Annotated in this window: 20 protein-coding genes; 9 read left to right on the plus strand and 11 right to left on the minus strand. The window is 53.4% G+C overall.

Annotation, left to right across the window (positions count from 1 at the left end):
* The first annotated feature begins 93 nt into the window (after positions 1 to 93).
* Together BMX66_RS08875 and BMX66_RS08880 are read left to right on the plus strand one after the other, a co-directional pair.
* Entirely contained in the window at positions 94 to 612 is a 519-nt protein-coding gene (locus BMX66_RS08875; protein ID WP_090881226.1) for a FecR domain-containing protein, read from the plus strand.
* Positions 613 to 790: 178 nt separating this feature from the next.
* Positions 791 to 1492 carry a type 1 glutamine amidotransferase gene (locus tag BMX66_RS08880; protein ID WP_090881229.1) on the plus strand — a complete coding sequence of 234 codons (702 nt, stop codon included), beginning with the start codon at positions 791 to 793 and terminating at the stop codon, positions 1490 to 1492.
* A 45-nt stretch (positions 1493 to 1537) separates the two neighbouring features.
* Here BMX66_RS08880 and BMX66_RS08885 read toward each other — a convergent pair whose 3' ends face one another.
* The 5 genes from BMX66_RS08885 to BMX66_RS08910 form a co-directional block, all read right to left on the minus strand.
* The gene (locus BMX66_RS08885) at positions 1538 to 2023 is read right to left on the minus strand and encodes a YajQ family cyclic di-GMP-binding protein (RefSeq protein ID WP_090881232.1); all 486 of its coding nucleotides are present in this window, start codon (positions 2021 to 2023) and stop codon (positions 1538 to 1540) included.
* Positions 2024 to 2116: 93 nt separating this feature from the next.
* Complete coding sequence (locus BMX66_RS08890) at positions 2117 to 3358, minus strand: argininosuccinate synthase (RefSeq protein WP_177168764.1); 1242 nt, start codon at positions 3356 to 3358, stop codon at positions 2117 to 2119.
* Between the two features lie 171 nt (positions 3359 to 3529).
* On the minus strand, positions 3530 to 4453 hold the full coding sequence (gene argF, locus BMX66_RS08895) for an ornithine carbamoyltransferase (protein ID WP_177168765.1): 924 nt from the start codon (positions 4451 to 4453) through the stop codon (positions 3530 to 3532).
* Between the two features lie 90 nt (positions 4454 to 4543).
* Positions 4544 to 5716: an aspartate aminotransferase family protein gene (locus tag BMX66_RS08900; RefSeq protein ID WP_090881242.1), complete on the minus strand. Its 1173-nt coding sequence runs from the start codon at positions 5714 to 5716 to the stop codon at positions 4544 to 4546.
* A 335-nt stretch (positions 5717 to 6051) separates the two neighbouring features.
* The gene (locus BMX66_RS08910; protein WP_090881248.1) at positions 6052 to 8031 is read right to left on the minus strand and encodes an aminotransferase class I/II-fold pyridoxal phosphate-dependent enzyme; all 1980 of its coding nucleotides are present in this window, start codon (positions 8029 to 8031) and stop codon (positions 6052 to 6054) included.
* A gap of 146 nt (positions 8032 to 8177) precedes the next feature.
* Between BMX66_RS08910 and BMX66_RS08915 the strand changes: the two genes are divergently transcribed.
* Together BMX66_RS08915 and BMX66_RS08920 are read left to right on the plus strand one after the other, a co-directional pair.
* The gene (locus BMX66_RS08915; RefSeq protein ID WP_090881251.1) at positions 8178 to 9593 is read left to right on the plus strand and encodes an NfeD family protein; all 1416 of its coding nucleotides are present in this window, start codon (positions 8178 to 8180) and stop codon (positions 9591 to 9593) included.
* A gap of 15 nt (positions 9594 to 9608) precedes the next feature.
* Positions 9609 to 10376: a slipin family protein gene (locus tag BMX66_RS08920; protein WP_090881667.1), complete on the plus strand. Its 768-nt coding sequence runs from the start codon at positions 9609 to 9611 to the stop codon at positions 10374 to 10376.
* 94 nt (positions 10377 to 10470) lie between these two features.
* Here the strand turns inward: BMX66_RS08920 and rpsT are convergent, their stop codons facing one another.
* The gene (gene rpsT, locus BMX66_RS08925) at positions 10471 to 10734 is read right to left on the minus strand and encodes a 30S ribosomal protein S20 (RefSeq protein WP_090881669.1); all 264 of its coding nucleotides are present in this window, start codon (positions 10732 to 10734) and stop codon (positions 10471 to 10473) included.
* 309 nt (positions 10735 to 11043) lie between these two features.
* On the opposite strand from rpsT, the gene murJ reads away from it, so the two are divergent.
* Positions 11044 to 12582, plus strand: a complete 1539-nt coding sequence (gene murJ / locus BMX66_RS08930) for a murein biosynthesis integral membrane protein MurJ (RefSeq protein ID WP_090881254.1) — start codon at positions 11044 to 11046, stop codon at positions 12580 to 12582.
* A gap of 306 nt (positions 12583 to 12888) precedes the next feature.
* Complete coding sequence (locus tag BMX66_RS08945) at positions 12889 to 13932, plus strand: MlaA family lipoprotein (protein WP_255398880.1); 1044 nt, start codon at positions 12889 to 12891, stop codon at positions 13930 to 13932.
* Positions 13933 to 14094: 162 nt separating this feature from the next.
* Here BMX66_RS08945 and htpX read toward each other — a convergent pair whose 3' ends face one another.
* From htpX to xseA, 5 genes are all read right to left on the minus strand, one after another.
* Complete coding sequence (htpX, locus tag BMX66_RS08950; RefSeq protein ID WP_090881267.1) at positions 14095 to 14973, minus strand: protease HtpX; 879 nt, start codon at positions 14971 to 14973, stop codon at positions 14095 to 14097.
* Between the two features lie 152 nt (positions 14974 to 15125).
* A complete protein-coding gene (locus BMX66_RS08955) occupies positions 15126 to 15641 on the minus strand; it encodes a disulfide bond formation protein B (RefSeq protein WP_090881270.1) in 516 nt (171 codons plus the stop codon).
* Positions 15634 to 16848, minus strand: coding sequence for a THUMP domain-containing class I SAM-dependent RNA methyltransferase (locus BMX66_RS08960; RefSeq protein WP_090881671.1), 1215 nt, complete (start codon positions 16846 to 16848; stop codon positions 15634 to 15636). The genes BMX66_RS08955 and BMX66_RS08960 overlap by 8 nt, the downstream gene beginning before the upstream one ends.
* A gap of 40 nt (positions 16849 to 16888) precedes the next feature.
* On the minus strand, positions 16889 to 17263 hold the full coding sequence (locus BMX66_RS08965; RefSeq protein WP_090881273.1) for a DUF423 domain-containing protein: 375 nt from the start codon (positions 17261 to 17263) through the stop codon (positions 16889 to 16891).
* Positions 17264 to 17499: 236 nt separating this feature from the next.
* Positions 17500 to 18843, minus strand: a complete 1344-nt coding sequence (xseA, locus tag BMX66_RS08970) for an exodeoxyribonuclease VII large subunit (RefSeq protein ID WP_255398881.1) — start codon at positions 18841 to 18843, stop codon at positions 17500 to 17502.
* A gap of 352 nt (positions 18844 to 19195) precedes the next feature.
* Here xseA and BMX66_RS15640 point away from each other — a divergent pair, with 352 nt between their 5' ends.
* The 3 genes from BMX66_RS15640 to BMX66_RS08980 all read left to right on the plus strand — a co-directional run bounded on the left by BMX66_RS15640 (position 19196) and on the right by BMX66_RS08980 (position 20765).
* Positions 19196 to 19354, plus strand: coding sequence for a hypothetical protein (locus tag BMX66_RS15640; protein ID WP_158593398.1), 159 nt, complete (start codon positions 19196 to 19198; stop codon positions 19352 to 19354).
* Positions 19355 to 19545: 191 nt separating this feature from the next.
* Complete coding sequence (locus tag BMX66_RS08975) at positions 19546 to 20181, plus strand: MotA/TolQ/ExbB proton channel family protein (protein ID WP_090881276.1); 636 nt, start codon at positions 19546 to 19548, stop codon at positions 20179 to 20181.
* 170 nt (positions 20182 to 20351) lie between these two features.
* Positions 20352 to 20765 (plus strand): ExbD/TolR family protein, encoded by a 414-nt coding sequence (locus tag BMX66_RS08980; RefSeq protein ID WP_090881280.1) that lies wholly within the window; start codon positions 20352 to 20354, stop codon positions 20763 to 20765.
* Positions 20766 to 20820 lie beyond the last annotated feature (55 nt).

Here is a 20820-nt window from a genome sequence, read left to right on the forward strand (position 1 = left end):
TGGTGAGAATTGGAGCATGATGTCAATCGCGGGAAGTTCAGGCATGGGCATACAATGTGACAAGCGCTATGTGACCTCAAGGGCAAGGATTATATGGCTCTAGCTGCTCGCACCCGATGGCGAAGCTTCCTGCTGCATGGTTCCATTGCTACCACGGCTCTCGGTCTTGGTTTAATGTCATGGTTCATTGCCAAACCGTTGGCAACCCGCATCCACCAGACCATACCAGGAGAACGGTTGACCGTTACCGCCACGCCGGGGATCGACATCAGTCTGGATGCCGACAGCAGCGTTACCGTCAGCAACGCCGAGCCTCCCCAGATCGAATTGCTGCGAGGTAATGCTTATTTTGACGCCAAGGGCCAAGGTGCCGGTAAGCTGCAGCTGAAAGTGGGCACAACATACATCAGGGATATCGGAACCCGCTTCAGTGTCCGCAAATCCGCGAACGGCGGCACCGTTGCCGTGGCTAATGGACAGGTAGAAATCCTGGTAGAGAGCGGAACATACCTCATTGGGGCTCACGAAGGAGCGGACTTTGATGGCGTACGCGTTACCGGTCAACGCATGATTGCGGATGCAGATGTGGCGCCATGGAAGCCTGGCCTATAGTATCCTGCATTCGCCGGGTCCGCCGGTCTGCTGGGTCCGGGCAATTTTCTAATCCTTCCTATCCGTTGTTGACATGCGCTCAGTCCGGAACAAGCGCCATCCCTATGACCTACTCCTGCCGACGCCGAGAATCGGAGGGCTGCCAGCAAGTGCGTAAACTGAAAGCCGGCGCATTTCAATGAAACCCGTTGCAATTTTCAGGCATTTTCCCATCGAAGGTCCGGGATATCTGGCCACTTTCCTCGATTCTCATTCTATCCCTTGGCAGCTCGTCAAGATCGATGCTGGTGAGATGCCCCCTGCCAGTATCGATCATTTTAGCGGACTGGTATTCATGGGCGGCCCCATGAGCGTCAACGACGGTTTGCCATGGATCGAGCCGGCGCTTGCATTAATTCATCGGGCCGTGACGAATGATATTCCTGTGTTAGGCCATTGTCTTGGCGGGCAATTGATGTCGAAGGCCTTGGGAGGGATCGTCAGGAGAAGCGCAGTCAAGGAAATCGGTTGGGGTGAGGTTAGCGTCGCAGATAATCATGTCGCCCGCATGTGGTTTGGAGAGCTGCCGGTATTTGAGGCGTTCCATTGGCATGGCGAAGAGTTTACCGTTCCGGAGAACGCCACCCTTCTGCTTTCCAGCCCCTATTGCGAAAACCAGGCATTCGCTATGGATAGCCACCTGGCGCTGCAATGCCATGTGGAAATGACTGAAGAGATGATGAAAGCCTGGTGCAAAACAGGCGCCGCGGAAATCGCCGCTGGTTCGGGGCCATCGGTGGAATCGATAGAAGCAATCCAAACGAGTCTGGCTGAGCGAGTATCGGCGCTGAACCGGATCGCTTGTCGCTTATATGAGAAGTGGATTTCGGGTCTGGGGTGACAAAACCAGGGGTGACAAAACTTATCGCAAGGGAAATGTAGCCTGTCATTCGCGGAAATTCTGGAACTGAAGCGGAAATTCAGTAACGGATTTCTTGACCAGCTGTATTGCTTCCTGCAACGTGTCGCGCTTGGCGCCCGAGACGCGTACCGCCTCTCCCTGAATGCTGCCCTGCACCTTGAGCTTGCTGTCCTTGATGAGCCTGATGATTTTTTTTGCCAGTTCGCTTTCCACTCCCGTTTTAACGGTGACCTGCTGTTTGACTTTGTTACCGCTGATTTTTTCCGACTGCGCTTTGTCCAGACAGCGGACATCAACGTTGCGCTTGGCGAGCTTGGCCGTCAAAATGTCCAGCACCTGGCTCAGTTTGAATTCATCATCGGCAAAGATAGTAAGTATGTAATCAGCCTGTTCCACGCGCGCATCCGATCCCTTGAAGTCGAACCGAGTGCTGACTTCCTTATTCGTCTGGTCAACTGCGTTTCTGATTTCCTGCTTGTCAACTTCGGAAACAATGTCAAATGATGGCATGCGTACTCTCCTTGATTGGCTGAAGACATGCTTGGCTTAATTCCTTGCGAATGCGAATAAGGTTATCCGGTTATCCCAATCGCGGTCCGATGGTCATTTGCTATTTTTCAAATTTGCGGCAATACGCATTCGCAGCGCATTCAACTTGATGAAACCCGCCGCATCCGTCTGGTTGTACGCACCCTGGTCGTCCTCAAAGGTAGCGATATTGGGATCGAACAGTGAATCCGTTTTGGAGTCTCGCCCGACCACTATCACATTTCCCTTGTAGAGTTTCACTCGTACCCAGCCGTTTACATGGGTCTGGGATGCATCAATCATGGTTTGCATCATTTTACGCTCCGGGCTCCACCAGTAACCGTTGTAAATAAGCTCTGCGTAGCGCGGCATCAGCTCGTCTTTCAGATGAGCCACTTCCCGGTCGAGGGTAATAGATTCTATTGCACGATGGGCGCGCAGCATAATGGTGCCGCCAGGGGTCTCGTAACACCCGCGGGACTTCATGCCAACGTAGCGGTTCTCGACCAGATCCAGGCGGCCGATGCCGTGCTTGCCGCCCAACTGGTTCAGTTTGGCAAGTACGCAAGCCGGGGAGAGGTCTTCACCGTTCAAGGCCGCAATATCGCCCTGCCTGAATTCCAGATCAACGTATTCCGCCTTGTCTGGCGCATTTTCAGGCGCTACACTCCAGCGCCACATGGACTCCTCAGGTTCCTGCGCTGGGTCTTCCAGGATACGGCCTTCATAGGAAATATGAAGCAGATTGGCGTCCATGCTGTATGGAGAGCCGTCCTTTTTCTTCATCTCCACCGGGATGCCGTGCTCTTCAGCATAACTCAGCAGCTTTTCGCGGGACGTGAGATCCCATTCGCGCCATGGCGCGATTACACGGATACTGGGTTCAAGTGCGTAATAGCCGAGCTCAAAACGCACCTGGTCATTGCCTTTTCCGGTGGCGCCATGAGAAACCGCGTTTGCACCGGTTTGGTGGGCGATTTCAATCTGCCGCTTGGCAATCAGCGGACGGGCGATACTGGTGCCAAGCAGATATTCACCCTCATAAACAGCATTGGCGCGAAACATGGGGAAAACGAAATCACGCACAAATTCTTCACGCAGATCCTCGATGAAAATCTCCTTCACGCCTAGTTGCCGGGCTTTTGCGCGAGCAGGTTCCACCTCTTCACCTTGTCCAATATCCGCGGTGAAGGTGACAACTTCGCACTGATAGGTATCTTGTAGCCACTTCAAAATCACCGACGTATCCAGTCCGCCGGAAAATGCCAGGACAACCTTGTTAATTTCGGACGCATCAGCTTTGTTCATTTTTTCCATACTTGGCTCGTAGACATAAATTCGAAGAGGATGACGGGTGATTCATCATTTTGTCGTCTCAGTGAAGTTTTGCGAAGACTCTGTTCTCATTTTGAATCTGTTTGGTCCGGGTTGACTGCTTATCCTGCGGAGCAGGAGAGTGAAATGGAAGCTGCTGGATATTTTGGGAGATCAGGTTTCTTCCAATCTTCCAAGCAACAAATATTCAATCAGCGCCTTTTGGGTATGCAGCCTGTTCTCAGCCTCTTCCCACACTATCGACTGCGGGCCATCGATGACCTCCGCCGCCACCTCTTCACCGCGGTGAGCAGGCAGGCAGTGCATGAACAGCGTGTCTTTCCTGGTGCAGGACATCATTTCCGCGTCTACCCGAAACTCCGCAAAATCTTTCTTCCGCTCCTCGGTTTCCGCCTCGAACCCCATACTGGTCCAGACGTCCGTGGTAACAAGATCAGCCTCTCTCACCGCGTCATGCGGATCGGCGAACTCCTCGTAGTGGTCAGTGCCATACAGCCCTGCCCGTTCCGGCTCCACTTCGTAGCCTCGGGGAGTCGAGACATGCACGTTGAAACCGAACACCTCAGCCGCTTGAAGCCACGTATTGCAAACGTTATTCGAATCTCCTATCCACGCCACCGTCTTGCCCGAGATACTTCCACGCTGCTCGATAAAAGTAAAAATATCGCCAAGGATCTGGCATGGGTGATATTCATCCGTCAGCCCGTTGATGACGGGCACCCGTGAATGTGCTGCGAAACGCCGGATAATGTCGTGTTCATAGGTCCGGATCATGACTATATCCACCATGCGGGACATCACGCGCGCCGCGTCTTCTACTGGCTCGCCCCGGCCCAACTGCGTATCCCGCGTGGAGAGATAGATCGCCGCGCCGCCCAGCTGATGCATACCCGCCTCAAACGAAAGCCGTGTACGGGTCGAATGCTTGTCGAAAATCATTGCCAGAGTACGGTCCTGCAATGGCCAATAGCGCCGGTATTGCTTGAACTCATGCTTGATCCAGCGTGTACGCTCAAACAGATACTCGAATTCCTCAAGGGAAAAATCGTTGAACTGTAGAAAATGCTTGATCTGCATAATATTCCGAGCCGTAAAGTGAATCGAATCGCCGAAAACATAAACCCGGGGTGCCTTTCACGGCTCACTTTGGGGGTTTGCAAGCTGCTGTCACGCCGCCAGGAATTCCTTCATGATGTCGGACAATATTGTTACCACCTGCTCCGCCTCGCTCCGCTGGATTACCAGGGGCGGTAGCAGACGCACTACCTTATCTGAGGTCACGTTGATGAGAAGCCCTTTTTTGAACGCTTCTTTTACGAGATCGCCACACGGTCTGGAAAGCTCGATACCAATCATCAATCCCTGCCCGCGAATCTGCACGACATCGGGCAGGCCGGCTAATTGCGCTTTGAACATACTTCGCATGAAGTCGCCCTGTTCCATCGCGTTTCCCAGCAAGTCCTGTTCTTCGATGACTTTGAGCGTTGTCAGCGCAGCCGCACAGGCTAGCGGGTTGCCGCCGAAAGTGGATGCGTGATTGCCGGGCTTGAATACTTTCGCCGCCGTGCCTTTGGCGAGGCAAGCGCCGATGGGTACACCCGACCCCAAGCCCTTGGCGAGCGTTATCACATCAGGAGTAATGCCGCTGTGCTGAAACGCGAACCAGTTGCCGCTTCGGCCGATCCCGCATTGCACTTCGTCCAGCATCAGAAGCCAGCCGTTTTGATCGCACAGATGGCGCAGGCCTTGCAGATAGTTTGCCTGGGGCACATTGACGCCCCCTTCTCCCTGGTAGGGTTCAACCAGTATGGCTACAATATTCTTGTTATGCACGCCTACTTGCGCCACTGCTTCCAGGTCGTTGTACGGCACTCGCGCAAAACCCGTGAGCAGCGGTTCAAAACCCGCCTGTACCTTTCGGTTGCCACTTGCTGTCAGGGTTGCCATGGTGCGTCCGTGAAAGGATTTTTCCATCACGACGATGGTAGGCAAATCTATATCTTTGCCATGTCCGTATAACCTTGCCAGCTTGATCGCGGCTTCGTTCGCTTCCGCGCCCGAATTGCAGAAGAAACCGTTATCCATGCCCGACAACAGGGCCAGCCTGCTGGCCAGCTGTTCCTGTCTCCCAATATGATAAAGATTGGACGTATGGATAAGCGTACCGGCCTGGTTGCAAATTGCCTTCACAAGCTCCGGATGACAATGTCCCAGCCCGCATACCGCCACGCCGGCAAGCGCGTCCAGATAGCGCCTGCCCTCTTCGTCCCACAGCCAGACGCCTTCCCCTCTTACAAATGTAACAGGTAGCTGCAGATAGGTGTTCATCAAATTGGACATATAAGAAGTCTCTGAATGAATGTTCTGTGGAGCGATCAATTAAAAATCGAGTTGCCAGTGGCGCTGACAACTGAGCCGGAAATTGGCAAAATTGATGGTCAAAAAGGAGTCGGGGGGGTCGGCAAAGATCGCGGCCCCGTCCATGACGCCAGAGAGTGCAACGTAGCGAACGTCCGGTTTTGCTGTAGCTCGCACGGGATGCTGCTGCGTCCGAGGGGACTTGTTCAGGGGTTCCATAGGTAATGCCCGCGTTTGTCAGGGGTCGGAAAGCGGCACGGCGGCATAAGCCGCCGTGCGCGTGATGGATAGCTTGTCGTGCAACTCGTTATGTTTACCTATTTAACCAGCTTTTTCAAGCCTTTTTCCTCAGCGGCGGTTAACAGCCTCAAACAGGGCAGATAGCCGTCGTAAACAATTCCGTGCACTTCCACGCGTTTTTGTGAGCGCAGCATGCTAACCAGGTACTGCACGATCTCGTGCGTAATGGTTTGCCCTGGCACCAGGACAGGAATACCGGGAGGGTAGGGAGTAATCTGGTCCGCACAAATCCTCCCTTTCAAATCATCATTTATGCGCTCCTGTTCATCCAGCAGTGGCACCCGTTCGCCGCCGGAATAAAATGCGTCGCGCGGCAGGTATTTGAGATCGGTAAAAACGGGAAGCTCCGGGGTCTGGTAGAGACGTCTGGGCGCACGGCCTTCCCGCGCAATGCGCATCAGCGCATCATAAAGACGTGAAACCTTGCTACGGGTAGTGCCAATGGTAAGAAGCAGAGTGAGAGTATTGAAGGTGGATTTCTCCACTTGAATATTGTATCGCTCGAACAATTCCCGGATTAAATCCTCCACAGTAAAGCCGCAACGGGAAATATCGACGGTAACCTTGGTGGAATCGAGTTGAATGTTGTCTTGCTTCACCTCATCAGGCAGTAGATCAGCGAGCTCCAGCACGCGAAATACGCCGGTAGAATTGACCTGGGCACGCACTTCCTTTGCCAGCTCCAGGGTGCGCGACAGCAGCTTGTAGCCTTCCAGCGTCGCTTGTTTGCGCGCTACATCAAGGCTTGCAATCATGCTGTACTGCGGACTGGTGGAAGTATGCATGTTGAAATTCTCGCGAAACAGATGCTCGTTGAACTCGGGATCATTGACGTGGATCATGCTGGACTGTGAGAAAGCCGATAGTACTTTATGTGTGCTTTGGGTGGCATAGTCCGCACCCGCCTCCAGCGCGGTCGGGCGGAACGCAGGGTGAAAGCGGGCGAATCCATACCAGGCTTCGTCGATGATCACTTTTATGCCTTTGGCATGGGCTGCCTCGATAATCGGGCGCAAGTCATAACGCAGCCCATCGTAAGTGCAACTGGTGAGTATCAGGGCTTGTGCATCGGAATGTTCATCGATGGCATTGAACAGGGTCTGTTTGGGTACCGGACCGTAAACGCCGAATTTCTTGTTTACCGATGAGTCGAGATAGATTGGATTAGCGCCCGATAATACAACTCCGTGATGTACGGATTTGTGGCAGTTCCGGTCCAGCAACAGTTTTTCGCCGGGGGCGAGCAGGGTCTGGAATATCACCTTGTTGGCGGTGGAAGTACCGTTTGTAGCGAAGAATGTGCGCCGCGCCCCGAATGCTTTTGCTGCGATCTTCTGCGCTTCTGCGATGACGCCGGTTGGCTCCATCAGCGAATCGAGCACCGGCACCGACACGGACAGGTCAGCGCGGAAAATATGCTCACCTATAAACTCGTAAAAATCACTGGCCCAGGGACTGTCGCGCAGCGAATCGCCTGAGGAGTGCCCCGGTGTGTGCCAGGCATCCTTTGCCATCAGCACATAATTTTTGAGCTGGTCATAAAAAGGTGTGCGTGCTTTTTCCTGAAGCTGGGCGTTGAGAATGCGATACATGCCTCGATAGTCGCGTTCCTCGCGGTAGAAATAGCCGTCAACGGTTTCCGAGAAGAGCGCATCCACCACCTCATCCTCTTTTTCCTGCGCGATCAGGATGTAGATATCAAGTTCAGGACGAAAACGGGTAATTTCCTGCACCAGCTTCAAGGCTGTCATTTGCAGGTTACGGGAACCCTTTTCCCCATTTTTCAGGGTATAGAGCGTATCGTCCACCAATACCGACTGGATGTCGCCGTCATCCTCGATGGCTTGCAGCGCTTCGCGCGCAGTGGTAACGCCTGCGAAAGTAATGCCTAATGGGTTCTCGAGGGATTTGGCAGCAGCATTCAGGCCCTTGATCAGTTCCTTCAGTATCAGTTTCTCATCGTTGATAATGAGAATTCGGCTTATCGGTCGCTTCATGAGCGCTGCTTCTTGATAGAAAAATCGCTTTATGCGCTAAAACAACGTTGATTGCAAGTCTCGGAACCGCCGAATAAGTCAATAAACCAGTGGATCGTATTGTTTAGCTGAACGCGGGCGAGATTGAAACCGTCTATAGTAAAACAATGAAACCATTTGTCCCTACTCTGACTAATAGCGTGAGCGTGGTGGCGTTTCTGCTTCTGTTGCCGACGCTGGTTCTGGCTGCACCAGTCATAGTACTGAAAGTAGATGGTCCAATTGCTCCGGCCAGCGCTGACTTCATTCAGCGCGGTCTCCAACGCGCTGCCGACGAGCGAGCGTCACTCATCGTATTGCAGTTGGATACACCAGGCGGTCTCGATACTTCAATGCGGCAGATCATACGCGGCATACTGGCTTCGTCCGTGCCGGTGGCGGTTTTCATCGCGCCGAGCGGAGCTCGGGCGGCCAGTGCCGGAACTTATATTCTCTATGCCAGCCACATCGCCGCGATGGCGCCCGGCACCAATCTGGGTGCGGCCACACCTGTACAGATCGGGGGCTTGCCGGAGCCTGCGCCGGAGCCGGAGCCTGAGCCTGGAACCAGACCGAAGTCATCACCCGATTCGCCTGCAACGCAGCCTGACGAGCATCCCGGGCGGAAGGTAACCAAAGACGAGAAGGCGTCAAAAAAAGATGCAATGTCCCACAAAATGATTCAGGACGCTGCCGCATACATCCGCTCGCTTGCACAGATGCGCGGGCGCAATGCGGAATGGGCCGAGCGCGCCGTGCATGAAGCAGTAAGTCTATCAGCGACAGAAGCGCTGAATCTCAAGGTCATCGATTATGTCGCCACTGATGTGCCGGATTTGCTAAAGCAGATGAACGGCAGGCAAGTGAATGTACTTGGTCAGGCCCTTGTTCTCGATACCGTTTCAGCCACAGTGGAGATCGTCGAGCCGGACTGGCGGACACGGCTTCTGGCTATCATCACCAATCCGAGCGTGGCATATATACTGATGCTAATCGGTATTTACGGATTGTTCTTCGAATTTTCCAATCCCGGCTTCGTGTTGCCCGGCGTGGCAGGCGCTATCTGCCTGCTCATTGCCATGTATGCATTCCAGTTGCTGCCGGTGAGCTATGCCGGTCTTGCCCTGATCCTGCTCGGTATCGCATTCATGGTGGCGGAAGCCTTTCTACCCAGCTTCGGCGCGCTCGGTATCGGCGGCGTTATTGCTTTTGCTTTCGGCTCACTGATGCTGATCGACAGCGATATTCCCGGCTATGGTATTCCCTGGCCCATGATTGCCATAATCTCCATAGCCAGTGCATTATTCCTGATTTCTGTCATTGGTATGGCACTGAAGTCGCGGCACAAACCCATTGTCAGCGGACGAGAAGAGTTGATCGGCGCCGTGGGAGAGATGCTGGAGGATACGCCGAATGAAGGTATGGCGCGTATTCATGGTGAACTGTGGAGCGTGCGGTGCGCCCAGCCTCTGGTCCGCGGGCAGAAAGTGCGTGTAACAGGAATCGAGGGTCTGGTTTTACATGTAACCCTGGTGGAGAATTAACCAAAGGAGATGATCATGCTCAATTTAGGTTTTGGTGCCCTCGTCATTATCCTCCTGGCATTGTTCACGATATTTCGCATCCTGCGTGAATATGAGCGCGGCGTGGTGTTCCTGCTTGGCCGCTTCTACAAGGTAAAAGGCCCGGGCCTGATCGTGATAATTCCGGGCATTCAGAAAATGGTGCGCGTTGACCTGCGCACGGTGGTTATGGATGTGCCCAGCCAGGACGTTATTTCACGCGACAACGTCTCGGTGAAAGTCAACGCCGTGGTGTACTTTCGCGTGGTCGATCCGCAAAAAGCCATCATTCAGGTGGAGAACTTCCTTGCAGCGACCAGCCAGTTCGCGCAGACTACCCTGCGCTCGGTATTGGGCAAGCATGAGCTTGATGAAATGCTGGCGGAACGTGAGAAACTCAATATGGACATTCAAAAGGCCCTTGACATTCAGACTGATGCATGGGGTATCAAGATCTCCAACGTCGAGATCAAGCATGTGGATATCGATGAATCGATGATCCGGGCCATCGCCCGCCAGGCGGAGGCAGAACGCGAGCGGCGCGCAAAGGTGATTCATGCCGAAGGCGAATTGCAGGCATCGGACAAATTGATGCAGGCGGCGCAGATTCTGTCCCAGCAAACGGGAGCAATGCAACTGCGCTACCTTCAGACGCTCACGTCTATCTCTAGTGACAAATCCAATACCATCATTTTTCCAATCCCGATGGATTTGGTAGTGGCGCTAACGGATGCCGTCAAGAATCGCAATCCCAGCGCGTCCTGAAGTTGTTGTGCGATCTTACCGGATTATATGAAGAGATCAGGAGTAATAAAAAAGCCCGGGGAGTGCCCGGGCTTTTTTATTGAGATGTAGATGATCAGGCCATCGCCTTGATGGCGGCGGACAGTCGGCTTTTATGACGGGCTGCCTTATTCTTGTGGATGATGCCCCTGTCGGCAATGGAATCTATGGTGCCGACGGATGCCTGGAATGCAGCTTGTGCAGTCGCTTTGTCGGTAGATTCGATACCCTTTCTTACATGCTTGATCGCCGTCCGCAACTGGGAGCGCAAACTCGTGTTACGGTCGCGTTGACTGACGTTCTGTCTTGCACGTTTTCTGGCTTGTGCACTATTGGCCATGAAAATTCCTCGAATTAACTGTTTCGCAAATTTTTTGAATGATACGGATGTTTCCGGCATATTGCAAGAATAACCGGGAGTATTCCGCATCGTGGATGATTCGGAAACACCTGCCAGAGCGCTTTCTTGCGGTATCGCCGGCTTTCATGCCCACCAACTCAGGCATTGGTCTCAGTCATTGATACGCCTCCTTATAATTATCCCGATTCCGAGGAGAATTTATTCAAGTCCTCAAGTCCTTATGGCAGCTATTCAAATTTTCACCTGTTGACCAAACCAATAGCACTATTCAGGTTAACATACTCATCCATGAATCTGCTTAACGCCCTCGCTACTGTCAGCGGAATGACGCTGATTTCCCGTATCCTGGGATTCGTGCGAGATGTGTTCATCGCGCGCATCTTTGGCGCAGGCATCGCAACCGATGCCTTTTTCGTGGCCTTTCGCATTCCCAACCTGCTGCGCCGCCTTTTTGCGGAGGGTGCGTTTTCCCAGGCATTCGTGCCCATACTCGCGGAATATAAAAACCGCCGCACGTTCGAAGAAACAGGCGAGCTGATCAACCACGTTACAACATTGCTTTCGATCGCTTTATTTTTGGTTACTCTCATCGGAGTCCTTGCTGCACCGCTGGTAATCTACGTGAGTGCGCCCGGTTTTACGGGCAGTCCTCAGAAATTTGCGCTGACAGTCGAACTGCTGCGCATCACATTTCCCTACATTCTGTTTATCTCGCTTGTATCGCTGGCAGGAGGCATCCTCAACACCTACGGCAAATTTTCCATACCCGCGTTAACCCCGGCGTTGCTGAATCTGTCATTCATCGGCTGTTCGCTGTGGCTTGCGCCGCTACTGGACCCGCCGGTACTGGCACTTGCGTGGGCAGTATTCATCGGCGGCGTGCTCCAGCTCGCCTTCCAGGCGCCATTCCTCATGCGCCTCAAGTTAATGCCGCGGCCACGCCTCAAATCTGCGGATACTGGCGCGTGGCGCGTTATCAGGCAAATGGGGCCGGCGGTGTTCGGCGTATCGATCGGCCAGATCAGTTTGCTCATCAACACTATATTCGCGTCCTTTCTCATCAGCGGGAGCGTGTCCTGGCTCTACTATGCGGACCGGCTGATGGAGTTTCCCGCTGGCCTGTTAGGCGTGGCGCTTGGGACGATATTGCTGCCGTCACTGGCCCGGCATTATGCCGACAACAGCAATGAGGAGTATTCCCGCCTGCTGGACTGGGGCTTACGCCTGACCGTGCTGCTAACGCTGCCCGCGGCGCTGGCATTGGCGCTGCTTGCGACTCCGCTCATTACCACTCTCTTTTATCACGGTGAATTTTCGGTCAACGACGTATGGATGACGCGCAATGCGTTAGTGGCTTATAGTCTGGGGCTGCTGGGGCTAATTCTGGTAAAAGTGCTGGCCCCCGGATTTTATGCGCGGCAGAACATCCGTACACCAGTGAAAATCGCGGCCATCACGCTCGTCGCCACCCAACTGATGAACCTCGCGTTCATTATACCGCTGCGCCACGCGGGACTGGCGCTAGCCATCGGCCTGGGCGCATGCCTCAACGCTGGACTGCTCTACTACAAGTTACGCAGCCATAAAATTTATCACCCACAGCCGGGCTGGTTGATTTTCATGGCAAAAATATTGATGGCGCTGGCAACGATGGGCGGCGCCCTGTGGTTTGCCTCTGGCAGCGACGCATCATGGCTCACACACTCTGCTTTCGAACGCGCAACGCGGCTGACAGGGGTGGTGGCGATCGGCGCGATAAGTTATTTCGGCATGTTATGGCTGCTCGGTTTCCGCCTGAAGAATTTTGCGGGGCGCGGCGAACTATAACCGACAGTGGTAATTTGAGCATGAATGTTGGAACGGCGTCTTGTCTCGGAAACAGGTTCCATCAGCATTCATCCAGACCCGGTGCCCGCTTCCCGCGCTAACGCCCCACTCAATCAGGGCGAAAACGTCGTTAAATGGATTCGGGCTCACGGTAGTCAGGTTTTTGAGGACCGGCGGCAAGTGAAAAGAAACGTAAGAGAAACAATGTTTCCTGCCAGAAAAAATTTGCGCGGTCAGTAGGGATTAGCCATATAATGGCGGCACCTTATTCACACCATCAACTGCAAAACCATTTATCTTTCGACCATGGCTCGCTTCCTCAGACCTTCTGCATTATCACTGATACTCCTGGGATTTTTTCTTAACGGCTGCGCCACGACCAACAAAAACACCACGACTGATACGAACACCGCGGCGAATACCGGCACTAGTGAAAACCCGGGCACTTCGGTAGACAAGAGCGCTACGACCGACACCACGACTACCACCCCTACCACGACCACCACGGCGACCACGTCTACGGCGAGCGCAGGCGCCTCGGCTGAAACGAGCGCGATGGCCAACACGAGTACCAGCGCTCCCCCTGATCCGGTCGCGCCGGCCAGTAATAGCGGCACAATCAATAATGGAAAAGAAGAACGGGAATCGCTTAACGGGCCAGTATTCAAGAATGCAGCGCCGCCCGCTACTTATCCGGCTTACAGTAAAAGAGATCCGTGGGAACCAATGAACCGCTCGGTATTCGAGTTCAACGAGTCGGTTGACGACTATGTATTCAGGCCGATAGCAAAAGGCTACAAGTGGGTGATGCCGGATCCGCTCCAAGCCGCAGTAGGGAATGTCTTTTCCAATTTGAACGATATTCCCGTGACCATCAACAACCTGCTGCAACTCAAATTCAGCAATGCCTTGACGAGCAGTACGCGGCTGTTGCTCAACAGCACTTTCGGCCTGGCTGGCATCGTCGATCTGGCCAGTGACATCGGTTTTGAAAAGCACGATGAGGATTTCGGACAAACTTTAGGGCATTACGGCGTCGCGAGCGGCCCTTATGTAGTACTGCCTTTTCTCGGCCCCAGCTCGACCAGAGATGCGGGTGGACGTGTGCTGGACGTAGCCACCGATCCTGTTTTTGTAGGCAGCTTCTTCGTCGCTCCTTTTATAGGCCCGATAGTCGGGAGCAGCAGAGCTGCCGATACCCGCGCGGGTTTGCTTAAATCCGAGAAAACGCTGGATGAAGCGGCGTTGGATAAATACGAGTTTATACGCGATGCCTACCTTCAGCGGCGACGCAATCTGGTGTATGACGGCAATCCGCCCAAGAGCGAAGAGGATGAAGATATCGACTGATTGGAAGTTGAGTGATTGATAGTTCTCTCTTCAATAAATTCGGTCAAGTTTTCAGCTTGCACTGAGTATAACGGGCTGAGTAATTAGCACGAAAAAAAGGCGGGAGCATATACTGCTCCCGCCTTTTTGACTTACAGAATCCCGATACCACCTGATATCCGATCAGGTCATCTCACGCAATGCCGCGATGCGTACCTCAAGTGGCGGATGCGACATGAACAGGCTCTTGACGCCACCGCCTCCTCCCGAAATTCCAAATGCCGCCAGCCGATCCGGCAACTGTGTGGGTTCGTGTCGTTGTTTAAGGCGCTCCAGCGCGGCAATCATCTTGTTACGGCCGGCCAATTGCGCCCCGCCTGCATCAGCGCGGAACTCACGCTGTCGGCTGAACCACATGACTATCATGCTGGCAAGTATTCCCAGCACCATCTGGGCCACCAGCGTCGTGATCAGGAAAGCCGGACCATGTTCCCTTTCGGTTTTGAATACCACCCTATCCACAAAATGCCCGATTACCCTGGACAGAAAAATCACGAAGGTATTGACCACGCCCTGAATCAGAGCAAGCGTCACCATATCGCCGTTAGCGACATGACTTATTTCATGTGCCAGTACACCTTCAATTTCATCCTTTTGCATATTCTGAAGCAGGCCAGTGCTTACCGCCACCAAAGCCTCATTTCGGTTCATCCCGGTAGCAAAGGCATTAACGTCGGGCGCATCATAAATTGCCACTTCCGGCATACCAATACCGACAAGCTCAGCCTGGCGCCGGACGGTTTCCACTAACCACCGCTCAGTCGGATCGGAAGGCTGCTCGATCACCACGGCGCCTGTCATCCGTTTCGCGCTCCATTTGGACATCGCGAGCGAAATCAACGAACCGCCAAAACCAATCACTGCAGACATGATCAGCAATGAATTGAAATCTATACCGCCCTGTTCGTCCAGCATGCGGTCCACGCCCAATATCCGCAGCGTAATGCTCAGCACCAGCAAAATTGCCAGGTTGGTTACTATAAATAGAAAAATCCGTTTCATAGGGGTTAATTCCGTTCTCTCGTATCAAAGGTAGATCATAAGTATGGGCGGGATGTTCAATTTTCAAGAACCCGACAATCTCTTCCGAACAAATAGCTCTCCATTCGCGTTTTCCAGCACTTATTGTCAAATTCCCGATGTAGTGTATCCAGTCACTTCATTAGGCGCCTATTGCGGCTGGCAAGCATGACGCAAATCGCAAGACCACCAAAGACCATGAAAAAAATTGCCGACCAATCCGGAAGAGTGAGTGATGCGAACTTCCAGGTTACATCGGCGCAGTCTCCATTTGCTTCAAACATGCCGGGCCACCATTGCGCAAGCGGCAAGGCGTTCAAGAATGCTTCTTCCGGGCTGATACCGCATTCGAATGCCTCCGGATAGCGAACCAGCCAGGCATGACGCAATGCCACTGCCGCCCCCGAGAAGGCAAAGATTGCAATCAGGCCGCTGTAAATCCGACGTCCTATTGCATCGGGTGAGTGGAAAAATGCCAAGAGCGCCGTTAAACCCACTAGCCAGTATGCGATGCGTTGCACGACACAAAGCGGGCAGGGCAAAAGATTTTTTACTAATTGAAGATAAAGCGCGTAACCAACCAGGCTCGTACAGCCCAGAAATACCAATAGAAATATTGCTCTTGTTCCTGACTTCGTCGGATTAACCATGCCTGCTTTTGACAGTCTGATCCAGAGGCGTCATTATGTCCTTCGTAACGTCGGCTTTTCTCACTCTGCGCATTCCACCCGCAACCATTTTATACTCCAGTAGGCGGCATTCCAGCGCGCCATTAAACAGGGGGATACGGCGCGTAGGCGTTAAACGGATGGATTTTGGAAGAAGCGGGTCGGCAGTGATGATATAAACAGTCCATCCACTGAATTTTTTCTTCAGCGCATCCCCCAGTTTCGGGTAAAACTCGATAAGCTGTTGCTGTTCACCTATGCGTACGCCATAAGGGGGATTGGTCACAAGAAAACCGGAAGACGCAGGAGCGGATACCTCGAGCACGTTCGCCTGCTTGAGGGTAACCAGTTCAGAAAATCCCGCGTCGGATAAATTTGCGCGGGCGATAGCCAAAACATCACCGTACAAGTCGCTGCCGAATATTGGCTGAGGCATTCTCGGCTTTTGCCGAGCTGTCGCTGCTTCCTTAACCTGATCCCATCGGTCTTTATCAAAATTCGCCAGCTTTTCAAAAGCGAAACTACGCCCCGCTCCAAGCGCGATATTCAGCGCGATCTGTGCTGCCTCAAGCAGGAATGTGCCACTGCCGCACATGGGGTCAAGCAGCGGAATGCCCGGCTGCCAGCCTGTCAGCGATAAAATTCCGGCTGCGAGATTTTCTCTTATCGGAGCCTCTCCAGCATTTTTCCGAAGACCACGCTTGAATAACGCATCTCCGGAAGTATCAAGATACAAAGAAAATCTTTGGGCATTGAGAAAGCCGTGAATGCGGATATCCGGCTGCACGGTATTCACGCTGGGGCGACAACCCGCCGTCTCCCGGAATTTATCGCAGACCGCATCCTTGATCTTGAGCGTGACAAACTCCAGACTGCGCAATGGGCATTTGATGGCAGCCACGTTAACGCGGATGGTAAGCGCCGGACCGAACCATTCTTTCCAGGGTAATGCGCGAGTTGTTTCGTACACATCGGCTTCGCTGGAATACAGTTCGCTCGCGACCTGCCAGAGAATGCGACTGGCAATGCGGCTTTCCAGATTAGCCCGGTAGCAGATGGTCCAGTCGCCCTGAAACTGCACCCCGCCGTCGCGCCCCGTTGCGAAAGAGGCGCCAAGCCGCTCCAGCTCGGAGACGAGTGCGGACTCCAGGCCGCGCGGACAGGGAGCGAAAAATTGGTGGAGCGTCACAACGATCCCGGTATGACAACAGTGACCATCGAGCCGGTAGCTATTTCGCAGCCCATGCTCCATAGGCGAGCAACGCCCAACCGCTCAGGAATGCAACTCCGCCCAACGGCGTGATCGCGCCAAGTCCGCGTATTCCCGTCAGACTCAGGGCATAAAGACTCACGGAAAATAGAACAATTCCCGTAAGCATCAGCCAGCCCGACAATACTATTGGTTTGGATGCTGGAAAGTGCAACAGCATGAGACCAACCAGGACAAGACCCAACGCGTGATAAAAATGATACTGCACGCCCGTTTGGTATACGGCAAGCATGTCGGCAGCGAGTCTTTGTTTCAAACCATGCGCACCGAACGCGCCGAAAGCGACACATAGAAACGCATTGACAGCGCCTAGCATGATGAAGGTTCTTGACATAGGGATACACGTTCCTGATGAGAGAGCTAAATAAAAGCTCGATGGACCCGCAAAGGCCGCATGAGCTTAACGGACTTAACGGATGCGAGCATGACGCACGCGGCTTGTGCCAGCGAACACCCGTGATCCATATGGTACTTGAGAAGCAGATACAGATGGTCTGTCGAATTCCAAGTCTGCATCACCGTTGTCTAAATGTCCACAATGATCGCGGGTTTTTTGGGATCAATCAGAAGTTACTCACCTTTCTCTATTACGGACGCCTTGCTCCAACCTTTGGCAAAAACCACTTGAATGGTATCGCCAGCATTGATCTCATCGCTTTTTCGGAGCACCGTCCCGTCAACCGAATAGGCAATGCTGTAACCGCGCTCTAACACCGATTTCGGGTTAAGGTGAGCAAGGTCTGCCTGCCGGCGCTGCAAGCTCATCATGAGCGTTTCCATTCGAACGGCAACAGCCCGGCGCAAACGGAGGCTGAGCTCGCGTTGGCGTTCGTCCAGACGCGAAATGTCCGGCCCGGCCGCAATCATGCGCTGTTCAAGGTCACGCAAATGCCACTTTCTGCTCTCGGAAATCCGCAGCCATGAGTCAGCAAGCCGCTTGCGTAAACGCTGAAGGTGCGCAATCCGGTCATCAATTTGCCTTCCCGGGTGTATCAGGCGGAATTCGAGCATATCCACATACTGCATGCGGCCTTCAATATCTCGTTGCGTAGCGCGCTGGATGCGGCCCCAAAGAATTTCGCCAAGACGGACCAATTCTTCACGATCCGGGCAGACGAGCTGAGACGCACCGGTAGGCGTGGGTGCACGGACGTCAGCCACAAAATCAGCAATGGTGAAATCAGTCTCGTGACCTACCCCACTGACGATGGGAACGAGACAAGCAGCGATTGCGCGTGCCACCACCTCCTCATTAAACGCCCACAAATCTTCGATAGAGCCGCCGCCGCGGCATAGAATCAGAACATCGCATTCAGCGCGGTTTGCAGCGTTTTGAATAGCCGCCGCTATTTTTACAGAAGCGCCCGCGCCTTGCACCGGTGTGGGATAAACGATTACGGGCACAGAAGGCATACGCCGCTGCAGGGTGGATAGTACATCGTGCAGTGCAGCGGCGGCTGGAGATGTAACGACACCGATCTGCTTCGGGAATAGCGGTAGCGGCTTTTTGCGGTCGGAGTCGAACAGCCCTTCGTTTCCGAGTCTGGCCTTGAGTTGCTCGAAAGCTTCGAACAAAGCACCTTGCCCGGCGCGGCGAATGTGTTCGACACTCAGCTGAAAATCCCCGCGCGCAGGATACAACGTCACCAGTGCGCGCACCTCCACTCGCATGCCGTCCCTGGGCTGCCAGTCGAGATACTGATTCTTATCCCTGAACATAACGCAGCGCACCTGGGCATCCGCATCTTTGAGTGAAAAATACCAATGGCCCGAACCGTAGCGTTTGATATTCGAAATTTCGCCGGCTACCCATAACAACGGAAAAGCCTGCTCCAGCAAGTCCTTGGCGCTGCGGTTTAATTCGCTCACGCTCAGGACCGGCTGGGCAAACTCCATTTCCATAATGAGATTCATCTTGACATTCTACAATAATCCACACTTGTCACGAAAAATGCATAATTGCAGCGGGCAAACCCGCATGAACGCTAGGGTTGCGATCAAGTGTTTGTTTTTTAAAGGTTTTACTCAAGTTCAAAAATTAATCTAATCAGAAAAAGTTGTTATGGCAGGGCGACTTAATGCTTCTATTTGCAAATTACCCACAAACTTATCCACAGCTATTGTGGACAAGAAAAACGATCCTATCCTTGCCGAAATCATGGAGGCAAGCTACATTACGGCTCTGATTTAAGGAACCTCTGAATGAGTCCTATGGGGACGCGACGGCGGCTTTGCGGGATGGGATGCGCGAAAGGCGACGACGCGAATGGTGCGCCCGCGTATGGTGGAGCAGTGCCTTCCAGAGGAAGGTGCGACCCCGCAGCGGGATGCAGGCACCACAGACTTGCTCGGGGGCGCCTCCACGCTGTCCGATCCCGCTTTGCGGGAACCTTCGTGCAACGCTTTGGGGCGGCCCCTTCGCTAGGAGCCTGACAAAGCAGACCGCCCGCAAAGCCGCCGTCCCTTCGGGTTGCGGAAAACCGGGCGTTCACCGCGTTGCACTCCTCCGCGTCGTAGAATAAGCTACAGCCTTCGTCGTGCGCCTTGCGATCATCCCGATTTACCGCAACGCGCTCCACGGAGGGCTCATTCAGAGGTTCCTATAGGGGGTTATTGGTGTTCGCTTTGATTCAAGCTGCCGGTTGGCCGATCTGGCCGATCATTTTAGCTTCCGTCGTCGCTGTCGGCATTATTGGCGAACGCATGTGGGCTTTGCGCCTGAGTATGGTAACACCCAGAGATCTGTTGTCCAAAGTCGTACAAGAATATCGGAAAAGCGGCGTCAGTACCGATATGCTGGCGCGCCTGCAGAAACACTCTCCTCTGGGCCAGATTTTTGCCGCAGGGTTGAGGAATGACAAAAGCACGCGTGAAGTCATGAAAGAATCCATTGAGGAAGCCGGCCGTGCTGTCGCTCACGATCTTGAACGATATCTCACCACGTTAGGAACCATTGCCTCCCTGAGCCCGCTGATGGGTCTGTTTGGGACGCTGGTTGGCATGATTGAAATCTTTGGCGCGAATTCCCCTACTGGCGGCAGCAATCCGGCACAACTCGCTCACGGTATTTCCGTAGCGCTCTACAACGCGGCATTCGGCATTCTGGTTGCCATCCCCAGCATCATGTTTTACCGTTACTTCCGTGCTAAAGTGGATGCGCTGGTGATAGAAATGGAATTGCAGGCGTTGAAACTGGTAGAAATCGTTCATGGCGAGCGCCAGGTGGATTTCCGGCCCGGCAAGGAAGGTTAACGCTGCGGCACCGTTTACAGGGCAAGCATTTTTATCAATATCCCGTCCGGGGACGAACGGGTTAATTTGCACAACTGCAAAACCGAAGCAGAACTGGCAGCTCAACTTTTCGGTTTTCAGATATAGCCTTATTTCTTTTACGTTCATCTATCGCCATACAGCTAAACAGCATGAATTTCCAGCGCGGCAGACAAAAAGAAGAACCCGAAATCAATCTGGTGCCAATGATCGACGTATTGCTGGTAATTCTGATTTTTCTCATGATTACCACCACTTACTCGAAATTCTCCGAACTGGAAATCAGTCTGCCACAGGCTACATCCGACAAGCCCAGTGAGCGTCCGAATATCATCGATATCTCGATAAGCGCCGCCGGGAACTATACAGTCAACCGTACAGCCGTCGAATCCAGTACCGAACGGCTTAGTGAGGAATTACGTGCAGCAGCAGGCGACCGGCCCGACCCGGTAATCGTCATCAATGCGGATGCGCAGGCCACACACCAGTCCGTTATAACTGTGATGGAGGCCGCACGGCTGGCGGGATACAATCACATCACTTTCACAACCGAGAACCCCAGGTAGAGCTCCCGCTAGCAATATTTGCGCGCCAGTTTCATCCAGATAAGGGATCAGGCGG

The sequence above is a fragment of the Nitrosovibrio sp. Nv6 genome (assembly GCF_900110495.1).
GTDB lineage: Bacteria > Pseudomonadota > Gammaproteobacteria > Burkholderiales > Nitrosomonadaceae > Nitrosospira.